Origin of the sequence: Stenotrophomonas ginsengisoli (assembly GCF_001431485.1) — a bacterium.
GTDB lineage: Bacteria > Pseudomonadota > Gammaproteobacteria > Xanthomonadales > Xanthomonadaceae > Stenotrophomonas > Stenotrophomonas ginsengisoli.
The window spans coordinates 1-12,012 of sequence record NZ_LDJM01000015.1 but is presented as its reverse complement, the minus strand read 5'-3'; the positions used below and the strand labels follow the sequence as shown (position 1 = coordinate 12,012).

Sequence of the window (12,012 nt, the reverse complement as noted above, 5' to 3'; positions counted from 1 at the left end):
ACAACGGTAATGGGGGAGGGGGCGAGGAGCGAGGAACGAGTGGGTGGAGCGAGGAAAGAGGAACGAGTGGGGTGGGGCGAGGAGCGAGGAACGAGTAGGGGAGCGAGGAAAGAGGAACGAGTGTAGAGAAGCGAGCTACGAGTGGGTGGAGCTAGAAAAAGGAACGAGTGGGGGTGTTGCACTTACTTTTTTCTCGTTTCTCACCACTCGTTCCTGCTCTTTCAGGCTCGTTCCTGCTCTTTCCGGCGTCAGCGGACCTTGCGTTGGTCAACCAGCGAGGCCACCACCGAGGGGTCGGCCAGGGTGGAGGTGTCGCCCAGTTGCTCGGGGGCATTTTCGGCGATCTTGCGCAGGATGCGGCGCATGATCTTGCCCGAGCGGGTCTTGGGCAGGCCGGGGGCCCACTGCAGGTGGTCCGGCGCGGCAATCGGGCCGATCTCCTTGCGTACCCAGCTGATCAGCTCCTTGTGCAGCTCCTCGCTGGCCGGTTCGTCGGCAATCAGGGTGACATAGGCATAGATGCCCTGGCCCTTGATCTCGTGCGGGAAGCCGACCACGGCGGCCTCGGCCACCTTGGGGTGGCTGACCAGCGCGCTTTCCACTTCGGCAGTGCCGATGCGGTGGCCGGAGACATTGATCACATCATCCACGCGGCCGGTGATCCAGTAGTCGCCATCGGCATCACGGCGGCAGCCGTCACCGGTGAAGTAGGTGCCCGGGTAGGTGCGGAAGTAGGTGTCGATGAAGCGCTGGTGGTCGCCGTAGACGCTGCGCATCTGCCCCGGCCAGGCGTCCAGGATCACCAGGTTGCCCTCGGCCGCGCCTTCCAGGATCTGCCCGTCGGCATCGACCAGGGCCGGCTGTACGCCGAAGAACGGCTTGGTTGCCGCGCCGGGCTTGAGGTCCACCGCACCGGGCAGCGGCGAAATCAGGATGCCGCCGGTCTCGGTCTGCCACCAGGTGTCCACGATCGGGCATCGGGCATCGCCCACCACCTCGTAGTACCAGCGCCAGGCTTCCGGGTTGATCGGCTCGCCGACGCTGCCGAGCAGGCGCAGGCTGGCCCGCGATGTCGCCTTGACCGGGCCATCGCCCTCGCGCATCAGCGCCCGGATGGCGGTCGGCGCGGTGTAGAAGATGGTCACCTGGTGCTTGTCGATCACTTCCCAGAAGCGCGACACGCTGGGGTAGTTGGGCACGCCCTCGAACATCAGCGAGGTGGCGCCATTGGCCAGAGGGCCGTAGACGATGTAGCTGTGGCCGGTGACCCAGCCGACATCGGCGGTGCACCAGTACACGTCGTCCTCGCGCAGGTCGAAGATCGCCTCGTGGGTGAGGCTGGCGTAGAGCAGGTAGCCGGCGGTGGTGTGCAGCACGCCCTTGGGCTTGCCGGTGGAACCGGAGGTGTAGAGGATGAACAGCGGGTCCTCGGCGTTCATCCGTTCCGGCTCGCACTGGGCCGGCTGGCTGTCCACCACATCGTGGTACCAGCGGTCACGCGGGGCCTGCATGGCCACCGCACCGCCGGTATGGCGCACCACCAGCACGGTTTCCACGCTGTTGGTGCCCGGCAGCTTGAGTGCGGCGTCCACATTGGCCTTGAGCGGTACCTTCTTGCCGCCGCGCAGGCCTTCATCGGCGGTGATGATCAGCTTGGAGCCGCTGTCACTGACGCGGTCGGCAATCGAGTTGGGGGCAAAGCCGCCGAACACCACCGTGTGCACCGCGCCGATGCGGGCGCAGGCCAGCATCGCCACCGCCGCTTCCACGATCATCGGCAGGTAGATGGTGACGCGGTCGCCCTTGGCCACGCCCAGCGCACGCAGGGCATTGGCCAGCTTGCACACCTTCTCGTGCAACTGGGCATAGGTGACGTGGCGGGCGGGGGTATCAGGGCTGTCCGGCTCGAACAGCAGGGCGGTCTTGTCGCCGCGCTGGGCCAGCTGGCGGTCCAGGCAGTTGACCGAGACGTTGAGTACGCCGTCCTCGAACCACTTGATCCGGAAGTCCTCCAGCGCGTAGCTGACATCCTTGATCCGGGTCGGTTTGACGAACCAGTCCAGGCGCTGGGCCTGTTGCCCCCAGAACCCTTCCGGGTCGTCCAGTGACTGCTGGTACAGCTGTTGATAGCGGGCCTTGTCGTAGCGCGCCCTGGCGGCGAACTGCGGATCGACCGGATGGATATCTGCCATGGCACCCTCACTTGCAATGACCAATCATCTGACAGCTGCCCCTCGCAGCTGCCTCTGCAGCCAGTGTGCCGCAGCTGACTGGGGGTGGTGGCCGCAATAGCACTAGACAATGGTCGAAGCGCCCCGATTCAGCCATTTATGTCTATCGGTTTGCGCGTATCCTGCTGCGGCGCATCAGTCTTTTTGTCTATGCGTTATTGGTTCAGGTCGCTGCGCTTGGCGCAGCGCCCCGGATGATCCGGGTTCCCCCCACGAACACGATCACCTGTACCGGTAGCGGCCTGCCGCACCCCCCAACCCCGGCCTTGCCGGCCCTGAGAAACATTCTGCCCTGTGGCGGAGTGCGGACCCTTGCACGGTTTTTTTGGCCATGCAACCACCGTCCCTGGCGGGCGCTGGTGACGATCCTACGGAGCTATCCATGTCCAACCCCACTGCTTCCAGCCCGGAAGCCATTGCCGCCAACCCGCTGTACCAGCAGCTGCGGCAACGTCGCAACCGCCTCGCCGCGGTGCTGACCGTCGTGATGCTGGTCAGCTATTTCGGTTTCATCGGCCTGGTGGCCTTCAACAAGGAGCTGCTGGCCAGCCCCCTGGTTGACGGGCATGTCACCACGATCGGTTTTGCCGTGGCCCTGGCCCTGATGGTGCTGAGCATGGCCACCACCGCCTGGTATGTGCGCGTGGCCAACACCAAGTTCGATGCGATGACCCGACAGATCGTGGGAGACGGCAAGTAATGCGCAAGATTGTTCCCCTGCTGGCCGGCCTCGGCCTGCTCGCTGCCACCGGTGCGGCTGTGGCCGCGGGCGGTGATTTCGGCCAGACCGAACGCCAGCCGACCAACTGGACGGCGATCATCATGTTCGCCACCTTCGTCCTGGCCACCCTGGGCATCACCAAGTGGGCCGCCGGGCGTACCCGTTCGGCCAGTGATTTCTACACCGGCGGTGGCGGCATCTCCGGCTTCCAGAACGGCCTGGCCATTGCCGGCGACTTCATGTCTGCCGCGTCCTTCCTTGGCATCACCGCGGCGGTCATGCTGACCGGTTTTGACGGCCTGATCTATGCCATCGGCTTCATTGTCGGTTGGCCGATCCTGACCTTCCTGCTGGCCGAGCGCGTGCGCAACCTGGGCCGCTTCACCTTTGCCGACGTGGTCGGTTACCGCTTTGCCTCCACCCCGATCCGTGGCTTTGCCGCGTCCAGCTCGCTGGTGGTGGTGGCCTTCTACCTGATCGCACAGATGGTCGGTGCCGGTGCCCTGATCCAGCTGCTGTTCGGCCTGGAATACTGGATCGCCGTGGTCATGGTCGGCATCCTGATGATGGTCTACGTGCTGTTCGGCGGCATGACCGCCACCACCTGGGTGCAGATCATCAAGGCCACCCTGCTGCTGTTCGGCGTGACCTTCATGGCCGTGGCAGTGCTGTGGCAGTACGACTTCAACGTCGAGCGCCTGTTCTCCAGCGCCGTCCAGGTCAAGGCGCAGATCGCCGCTGACGGTGGTGCCACTTCCGAACAGGCGGCGGCCATCGGCCAGGCGATCATGGGCCCGGGCGGCTTCGTCAAGGACCCGATCAGTGCGATCTCCTTCGGCATGGCGCTGATGTTCGGCACCGCCGGCCTGCCGCACATCCTGATGCGCTTCTTCACCGTTCCCGATGCCAAGGAAGCACGCAAGTCGGTGCTGTGGGCCACCACCTGGATCGGCTACTTCTACCTGCTGATCTTCATCATCGGCTTCGGTGCGATCACCCTGGTGCTGACCAATCCGGAATATCTGGACCCGGCCACCGGCATCCTGCGTGGCGGCACCAACATGGCTGCGGTACTGGTCGGCCACTCGGTGGGTGGTGACATCTTCATGGGCTTCATCTCGGCAGTGGCCTTTGCCACCATCCTGGCGGTGGTTGCCGGCCTGACCCTGTCCGGTGCCTCGGCGGTGTCCCATGACCTGTACTCCACCGTGCTGCACAAGGGCAACCCGCCGGGCGGCACCGAGCTGCGGGTCTCGCGCATCACCACCCTGGTGCTGGGCGTGCTGGCGGTGCTGCTGGGTATCGCCTTCCAGAAGCAGAACGTGGCCTTCATGGTCTCGCTGGCCTTCGCCGTGGCGGCCTCGGCCAACTTCCCGGTGCTGATCATGTCGCTGCTGTGGAAGGACTGCACCACCCGTGGTGCGGTGGTCGGCGGCTTCCTGGGCCTGGTGTCCTCGGTCGGCCTGACCCTGCTGTCGCCGTCGGTGTGGGAAGACACCTTCGGCAACGTGGCCGGCAGTGCGCCGTTCCCGTATGCCAGCCCGGCGCTGTTCTCGATGCTGCTGGCCTTTGCCGCGATCTGGCTGTTCTCCATCACCGACCGTGGCGCGCGTGCGCGTGGCGAGCGTGATGCCTACCTGGCCCAGCAGGTGCGGGCGGAAACCGGCATCGGTGCCGCCCAGGCGTCGGATCACTGATCCGCCAGCCATGTTGCAGACGAAGGCCGGCTTTTGCCGGCCTTCGTTGTTTCAGGCCTTGGCACTTTCGACCAATGGCTAATGGTGTGTTGCGGCGCGTCGCAGGCAGTCTGCACTTCGACGCTTTTCTCTAGTCATATTCATATTCTGTTACGGAGAGTTCCGATGCAGCCTCGTGATAGCGCCCCTGTTGTCCGTCGTCTGTTGCCTGCGGCCATGTCCCTGGCCCTGCTGGCACCGGGCCTGGCCCTGGCCGATACCCCGCGCGAACAGGCGCTGGAAGCCCGCATTGCCCAGCTCGAACAGCAGGTGCAGGCCCTGTTGGCCGCCCAGCCGCAGCAGGCCGAGCAGATGCAGGCCCTGCGTGCGGACGTGGACCAGGCCAAGGCCGCCAGCCCGGCAGCGGTGCCGGCCGGCAAGCAGCCGATCCAGCTGACCAGTATCACCCCGGCAGCCAACCCGGGCACCACGTTCCGCGTCGGCGGCTTCATCAAGGCCGATTTCCTGTCCACCTCCACCGGCGATGGCCAGCTGGCCGACGATGCCACCGGCCGCGCGCTGTACCTGCCCGGGCAGACCCCGGTGCACGGGGCCGGCGGCAGTGGCGAGCGCTCGGACTGGGATACCAACTTCCACGCCAAGTTCTCGCGCCTGACCTTCGGCCTGGACCACGCCAACGACAAGGGCGACAAGGCCGGCGCGGTGCTGGAAGTGGATTTCTTCGGCAATGCGCTGGGCAACCAGACCGCCACCAACACCTATGGCACCACCGTGCGCCATGCCTACATGTACTGGAACAACTGGCTGGCCGGCCAGACCTGGTCCAACTTCATGGATGCCGGCGCACTGCCGGAAGCGGCCGATTTCGTCGGCCCCACCGACGGCGTGCTGTTCGTGCGCCAGGCCCAGGTGCGCTACACCAACGGCGGTTTCAGCATCGCCCTGGAAAACCCGGAGACCACCACCCTGACCGGCACCCGCAACCCGGTCACCGGGGCGTGGACCAATGTCAGTGCCAATGCCGACCGTGGCAGCCTGCCTGACCTGACCCTGCGTTATGGCTGGAAGGGGGATTGGGGCACCTTCGGCGTGGCCGGCCTGCTGCGCCAGTTGAAGGTGGACAACCAGACCACCGGTGCCGATGCCGACAAGATCGGCGGTGGCTTGACCCTGGGCGGCAAGTGGGTGATGGGCAGCAGCGACACCCTGCATTACCAGCTCAGCGGTGGCGAGGGCATTGCCCGCTACGTGGGCCTGGGCATCACCGCCGACACGGCCTATGACGTCGCCCGCGATGAGCTCAACCCGACCGGCGTGCTGGCCGGCTACATCGGCTGGCGCCACGCCTTCAGCCCGACCCTGCGCACCAACCTGATCTACGCCCGCAGCGAGTACGACAATGACAGCTCGCTGGGGCCGCTGGTCACCAGCAGCGTGCAGTCCATCCGCGGCAACATCTTCTACACCCCGATGCCCAAGGTCGATGTCGGCGCCGAGCTGATGTACGGCGTGCGCGAGATCGAGGATGGCCGCAAGGGCGACATCAGCCGCGTCCAGTTCACCACCAAGTACAGCTTCTAAGCCACATCCACGGCGCAGCCCACTGCCGGCTGCGCCGTGCCCGCCACACCGGCAGTACCAGCAGTTGTTGTCGATGTAACTCCCCCATGTTTGGCCAGCACCATTCCATCGCGTAACACCGCCTCGCTACACGATTGCTTCGGAGGGGAAGCACCTATGTCCAACACCAGCGCCAGCGCCCCACACAAGGGCGAACTCACCAAGGGCCACAAAAAGGTCATCTTTGCCTCCAGTCTTGGCACGGTCTTTGAGTGGTACGACTTTTTCCTTTATGGCTCATTGGCGGCCATCATCGCCAAGCAGTTCTTCAGCGGGGTCAACGAAACCACGGGCATGATCTTTGCCCTGCTGGCCTTCGCCGCCGGCTTCTTCGTCCGCCCGTTCGGTGCGGCATTCTTCGGCTCGCTGGGTGACCGCATCGGCCGCAAGTACACCTTCCTGGTCACCATCCTGATCATGGGCATCTCCACCTTCCTGGTGGGCGTGCTGCCCAACTACAACACGATCGGCTTTGCCGCCCCGGTGATCCTGATCATCCTGCGCCTGCTGCAAGGCCTGGCCATGGGTGGTGAGTACGGTGGTGCGGCCACCTACGTGGCCGAACACGCACCGGAAGGCAAGCGTGGCCTGTACACCAGCTTCATCCAGAGCACGGCCACGATGGGCCTGTTCATGTCGTTGCTGATCATCCTGATCTGCCGCATGACCCTGGGCACCGAAGCCTTTGAAGCCTGGGGCTGGCGCATCCCGTTCCTGGTCTCGATCATCCTGCTGGGCATTTCGGTGTGGATCCGCCTGCAGCTGAGCGAGTCGCCGTTGTTCCAACAGATGAAGGCCGAGGGCAAGGGCTCCAAGACCCCGTTCCGTGACAGCCTGAAGGGCGGAAACTTCAAGCTGATGCTGCTGGTGCTGCTCGGCGCCGCGGCTGGCCAGGCCGTGGTCTGGTACGGCGGCCAGTTCTACTCGCTGTTCTTCCTGACCAGCATGCTCAAGGTCGACGCCACCGTTGCCAACCTGATGATTGCCGGTGCCCTGGCCCTGGGTACGCCGTTCTTTATCTTCTTCGGCTGGCTGTCGGACAAGATCGGCCGCAAGAAAATCATCATGGCCGGCTGCCTGCTGGCCGCCATCACCTACATGCCGCTGTTCAAGGGAATCACCCACTACGCCAACCCGGCCATCGAGGAAGCCCGCACCAACTCCCCGGCACTGGTGGTGGCCGACCCGACCACCTGTTCCTTCCAGTTCGATCCGGTGGGCGTGCGCAAGTTCACCAACTCCTGTGACGTGGCTACCGCCGCGCTGACCCGCGCCGGTGTGCCCTATACCGTGCAGCCGGCACCGGCCGGTTCGCTGGCGGTGGTCAAGGTGGGCGACAACAGCGTGACCTCCTACGAGGCCGCCGGCCTGTCCAAGGATGAGCTCAAGGCCAAGGGCGGCGAGTTCGGTGCCACCCTGAAGACCGCGCTGGTGGATGCCGGTTACCCGGAGAAGGCCGACACCGCACGCATCAACGTGCCGATGACCGTGCTGCTGCTGTGGGTGCTGGTGATCTACGTGACCATGGTCTACGGCCCGATCGCCGCCTACCTGGTCGAACTGTTCCCGACCCGCATCCGTTACACCTCGATGTCGCTGCCGTACCACATCGGCAACGGCTGGTTCGGTGGCTTCCTGCCGGCCATTTCCTTCGCCCTGGTCGCCGGCACCGGCAACCTCTACTACGGCCTGTGGTACCCGATCGGCATCGCCCTGATGACCGTGGTGGTCGGCACCCTGTTCCTGCACGAAACCAAGGACGTGGACATCACCAAGTAAGCATTTGGTGGATTCAATGGAATGACCCCGACGCCGGCCCTTGTGGCCGGCGTTGTTGTGTGTGGCATGACCTGCGGCAGGTGGGCAATGGTGCAGGGCTGTGCTCAGATGCGGTGATACCGTCTTGTTGGAGTTGCTGCCATGCGCCTTGGTGCCGCTGTTTCCCCGCGTTGTTCGATGATTGCCCGCAGCCTGCTGCTGGGTGCCCTGCTGTGCGCCGCGCCGGCGTTTGCCGCCTCCAGTGCCACGCCCTTGCAGCACGAGGCCCAGCGCCTGGTGGCGATGTTGCCCGGCGAGGTGGGGGTGTCGATGCTGCACCTGCAAAGCGGTCGTGCTGTGCACGTCAATGGCGAGCGTGCCTTCCCGCTGGCCAGCGTGATGAAGGTGCCGGTGGCCGTGCACATCCTCACCCTGGTGGACGAGGGCAAGCTGCGCCTGGACCAGAACGTGGTGATCGGGCCCAACGACATCTACCCGGAAATGGGTGGGCCGATGCAGATCCATCTCACCCCGGGCTCGTCCATCAGCGTGCGTGACCTGCTGCACATGATGATCACGGTCAGCGACAACAACGCCACCGACATGCTGGTCAAACTGGGTGGTGGCACCGATGCGGTGACCCAGCGCATGCGCCAGCTGGGCATCAACGATGTGCGTATCGACCGCTACATCTGGGAGCTGCTGGCCAACTACCAGGGCAACCCGGCCTCGCAGGCAAATCCCATCAGCCCGGAAGACTACGGTGTGCTGGACCGCTTTGTACGTGCCCCGGATGTGCGCCGCCGCGATACCGATGCCTGGAACCGCGACCCGCGCGATAGCGGCACCACCACCGCGATGGCGCAGCTGCTGGCCAGCGTGTGGAAAGGCCAGGTGCTCAGCGACAACAGCACCGCCGTACTGAAGGCCATCATGGGCCAGACCCGCACCGGCGCAGGCCGCCTGCGCGGCGTGCTGCCGCCTGATACGCCCGTCGCCCACAAGACCGGCACCGTGGGCGATGTCATCAACGATGTCGGCGTGATTACCCTGCCTGACGGCAAGGGCGAGGTGATCGTGGCCGTGCTGATGGAATCCACCGCCGATACCGCCCAGCGCGAGCGGGTGATTGCCAACCTCGCACGCGCCGCGCATGACTATTTTTTGTTTGTGGAATGAGGGCAGCGCCCTGCCTGGAACGGGCAGGGAAACAGCAACGCCCGGTGGCAACGCCGGGCTGCGAGGAAACGGCGCCCTGCGTAGTTGGTTGCAGGGCCAAAGCGCGTCATGGCGTGTTTTCGGCCCGGATTACACCCGCTACATCGCGGGGGTAATCAATACGTCCGTAGAACTGCGGCCTAACACGCGGGTGGAGTAGTCGATATCGCAGTGATGCGTCGAAGCAGCGCCAGTCTTGCTAAGGCGTCTGCAGGTTTACAAGTGACGCGCTTCCGGCCAGACTCGGCAAATATGCCGCAATTAGGCGGCCTACTAGGTGTTAGGCAGCTCAGACCATCTTGAGGAGAGACCATTGAGCAATTGGGACACCACATTCCCGCCGCTGCTGCACAAGCTCCACCAACTTGAGTTCGATTACGACGACGGCGACGGATATGATTTTGAGCCGTACCAAAGCTTCTTCCCAGCGGAAGAGAATGCGAGCTGGTTCAAAGCGTGGACAGGCAATGCCGCGATCGACGGCTCGCAGTTCCGGGTCTTTGGGCAAGACGGTACTGGTGGCTACGCTGCCTTCTGGCTTGTTCTCCCGGACCAACCGATTGAGAAGCAGCCCGTAGTGTTTCTTGGCTCGGAAGGCGAGAAGGGTGTTGTGGCGCTCAGTTTGGACGAATACCTTTGGCTACTAGCAGATGGTGTGGGTCCATATGAGGCTGTCGCCTATCCAAGCCCAGATAGCAAGCCAAATGCTCAGTTCACCTTGTTTGCCCAAGAGAACTCGGGGATTGCCAAGCTCTCGGCTGCAGAGGTGCTCGCAAGGGCAAACGAAGCGTACCCTAGCTTTTCCGAGCAGATCGACAGCTTGTGTAGGTAGCTCCGTGCGCAAAGAGCCGCCTAACCCCTCCATCGAGCGGACATGCCCCGGCAAGCCGGGTCATGCCGCTCATGTCGAACGTTAGGCTGCTAGGTAAGGTACGTCGCTTCTTGGGGAGGGGAGTGTGGAATTGATCAAAAACACCGCGCGATGGATCCTGTTCTTGCCTTTGGCGTTTATGGCGTCATGGCTCGTGACACGTATCTATCTCTCAATCTGGTCACTTGATACTGGCCGGAATGTAGTCATTAGTGCGCTTTTTCTGCATGGCGTGTCTGGATTCATCCTCGGCGCGGTTGGAACACTTGTCGCCCCGAACAGGCGCAAGATCGCTGTGTTTGGCTGCATCGGCCTAAGCTGTTTGGTTGCAGTCACTTACTTCGCAAGGTACTCGGATTTCTGGGGTGGAGCCTCCGCTCTAGTGCAAATCGCGGCGTGCGCCTGGGGCGCGATAACTGTGCAGGAGCAGGAGTGGCTTGAATCGCCCGCGTCTGGCGCGCCGCGAAATGCCATGGCCAACCACAACGTCAGCGGACCGTTGGGGAGCAAAACGAACCCAGTTCGTTGCGAAGACCCTAGCGGTGAGAAGGAATACTTGTCTAACCTCCGCGACAACCAAGCACAGTCTCCGGAGTTCACCCGCGCAGGAAGCGTGGGGACGGGCCCTTACGGGAATCTTCTAGACTGTTACCGGGTCCGCACCTCGGATGGCACAGAGCGCGAGGTGTACTTTGACATGTATCACCGCGGCCACCTTGAGCTAAAGCCTATTGAAGGCTTTCGCATCGCCAACTTTGGCCGCGGCCGTTATCGGGTCGCTCCCCCGAAAGACCCATCGAACCTTAAGCAACTACAGAAGTTTGGCGCTGAATTGTCGGCTGCATGTGCTGTCGACGCCCCAACGCTCCGCGAGTACCTTGGGAACGCGTTTTCCGTCGACCAGTGCCACAGCATCCTGGTTTTTGCGCTATCGCTGATTTATACGAGTTATGGAGACGATCGGGCGAAAGTCTCTGATGCACTAGTCCGTAATCGCGAGCTTGCGCTAGAACGCCAGCAGGCTGAGATCGTATACGACTACATCATGGGCTAGCAGCCTAACAATTCCGTAAGGAGCTTCCCGTCAACTCCGGCAGCACGCTGGCCTAGCCTTTCGCTTTCAAAAACCCGGGTCAGAGTGCACTTAATGGTGTCCGGTGATTTATGGGTAGGAGTGTGGTGATTGCTATGCGCCAGTTGGTCTTGTTGCTGTGCTTGTTGGCACCTTTGGCTTCGGCATGTCCGTCGCTGGTTGTGGGGAGTGAGCGGTATCTGCAGACCCAGGCACAGGAGCTGGCTGTACAGTCGCAGCTGGCGGATGAGCTGGCTGCGCGGGCGGATGCCGTGTTCGTTGGTGAGGTCATGGAGCATGGCGATGGCACTGCGCAGATGCGCGTGCTGCGGTCGCTCAAGGGCACGTTGAATGCTGTGTTGCAGGTGCGAACGCCTGGGCAGGGTGTACTCGGCACCATCGGCTGCTGGCCATCGTCCCGATTCGGTGATGCCACGTTGATACGCGGGGAGACGGTGTTGGTGTATCTGGTGACTGGTGCGGTGGTTCGTGCCGCATCGCAGGTACGTGGAGATATGGACCTGCCACTGGACGATGAGCTGGCGAAAACACGGGTCAGAGTCTTAGGTTTCCCCACGTTTTCACGGGCGTAGAGACATCTGCTCCAAGACGGCCTGTGGCGGTGATCTGAGATGTTCAAGGCAGCGCGATGCTGGTCCCAGTGGCCAGCCTCTGGCCAATGCTTCGCGGCCGATACGCAGGGTGGAATACAGCTTTCGGGTGCTTTTGACCGGCCACAACCAGTGGGCGATATCCGCTGCTTCGCAGGCCATGCCGGCAAGCCAGCTGACGAAGCTGGCCAGGGTGCTGACCAGAAGCAGGAA

9 protein-coding genes and 1 pseudogene are annotated in these 12,012 nt (G+C 63.4%); 8 read left to right on the top strand and 2 right to left on the bottom strand.

All coding sequences use genetic code 11. The features are described 5' to 3' along the window. Positions 1-248: 248 nt before the first annotated feature. Complete coding sequence (gene acs / locus ABB30_RS06350; RefSeq protein WP_057637480.1) at positions 249-2,192, bottom strand: acetate--CoA ligase; 1,944 nt, start codon at positions 2,190-2,192, stop codon at positions 249-251. A gap of 421 nt (positions 2,193-2,613) precedes the next feature. Here acs and ABB30_RS06345 point away from each other — a divergent pair, with 421 nt between their 5' ends. From ABB30_RS06345 to ABB30_RS06310, 8 genes are all read left to right on the top strand, one after another. Next, a complete protein-coding gene (locus ABB30_RS06345; protein WP_057637479.1) occupies positions 2,614-2,931 on the top strand; it encodes a DUF485 domain-containing protein in 318 nt (105 codons plus the stop codon). After that, positions 2,931-4,649, top strand: a complete 1,719-nt coding sequence (locus ABB30_RS06340; protein WP_057637478.1) for a cation acetate symporter — start codon at positions 2,931-2,933, stop codon at positions 4,647-4,649. The genes ABB30_RS06345 and ABB30_RS06340 overlap by 1 nt, the downstream gene beginning before the upstream one ends. A 165-nt stretch (positions 4,650-4,814) precedes the next feature. Next, positions 4,815-6,230 carry a DcaP family trimeric outer membrane transporter gene (locus ABB30_RS06335; RefSeq protein ID WP_057637477.1) on the top strand — a complete coding sequence of 472 codons (1,416 nt, stop codon included), beginning with the start codon at positions 4,815-4,817 and terminating at the stop codon, positions 6,228-6,230. A gap of 156 nt (positions 6,231-6,386) precedes the next feature. After that, positions 6,387-8,048 carry an MFS transporter gene (locus ABB30_RS06330; protein ID WP_057637476.1) on the top strand — a complete coding sequence of 554 codons (1,662 nt, stop codon included), beginning with the start codon at positions 6,387-6,389 and terminating at the stop codon, positions 8,046-8,048. Positions 8,049-8,189: 141 nt separating this feature from the next. Further along, complete coding sequence (bla, locus tag ABB30_RS06325; RefSeq protein WP_083489730.1) at positions 8,190-9,206, top strand: class A beta-lactamase; 1,017 nt, start codon at positions 8,190-8,192, stop codon at positions 9,204-9,206. A 352-nt stretch (positions 9,207-9,558) separates the two neighbouring features. Then, positions 9,559-10,077, top strand: a complete 519-nt coding sequence (locus tag ABB30_RS06320) for an SMI1/KNR4 family protein (RefSeq protein ID WP_083489737.1) — start codon at positions 9,559-9,561, stop codon at positions 10,075-10,077. Positions 10,078-10,201: 124 nt separating this feature from the next. Further along, positions 10,202-11,170, top strand: coding sequence for a hypothetical protein (locus ABB30_RS06315; RefSeq protein ID WP_057637473.1), 969 nt, complete (start codon positions 10,202-10,204; stop codon positions 11,168-11,170). Between the two features lie 134 nt (positions 11,171-11,304). Next, positions 11,305-11,781, top strand: coding sequence for a hypothetical protein (locus tag ABB30_RS06310; protein WP_057637472.1), 477 nt, complete (start codon positions 11,305-11,307; stop codon positions 11,779-11,781). Here ABB30_RS06310 and ABB30_RS15715 read toward each other — a convergent pair. After that, positions 11,770-12,012: pseudogene (locus ABB30_RS15715) on the bottom strand (IS4 family transposase); the annotation flags it as partial. The gene ABB30_RS06310 and the pseudogene ABB30_RS15715 overlap by 12 nt on opposite strands.

Coding starts and splice junctions, on each gene's coding strand:
- acs (WP_057637480.1), bottom strand. CDS start 2,192: ATGGCAGATATCCATCCGGTCGATCCGCAGTTCGCCGCCAGGGCGCGC.
- ABB30_RS06345 (WP_057637479.1), top strand. CDS start 2,614: ATGTCCAACCCCACTGCTTCCAGCCCGGAAGCCATTGCCGCCAACCCG.
- ABB30_RS06340 (WP_057637478.1), top strand. CDS start 2,931: ATGCGCAAGATTGTTCCCCTGCTGGCCGGCCTCGGCCTGCTCGCTGCC.
- ABB30_RS06335 (WP_057637477.1), top strand. CDS start 4,815: ATGCAGCCTCGTGATAGCGCCCCTGTTGTCCGTCGTCTGTTGCCTGCG.
- ABB30_RS06330 (WP_057637476.1), top strand. CDS start 6,387: ATGTCCAACACCAGCGCCAGCGCCCCACACAAGGGCGAACTCACCAAG.
- bla (WP_083489730.1), top strand. CDS start 8,190: ATGCGCCTTGGTGCCGCTGTTTCCCCGCGTTGTTCGATGATTGCCCGC.
- ABB30_RS06310 (WP_057637472.1), top strand. CDS start 11,305: ATGCGCCAGTTGGTCTTGTTGCTGTGCTTGTTGGCACCTTTGGCTTCG.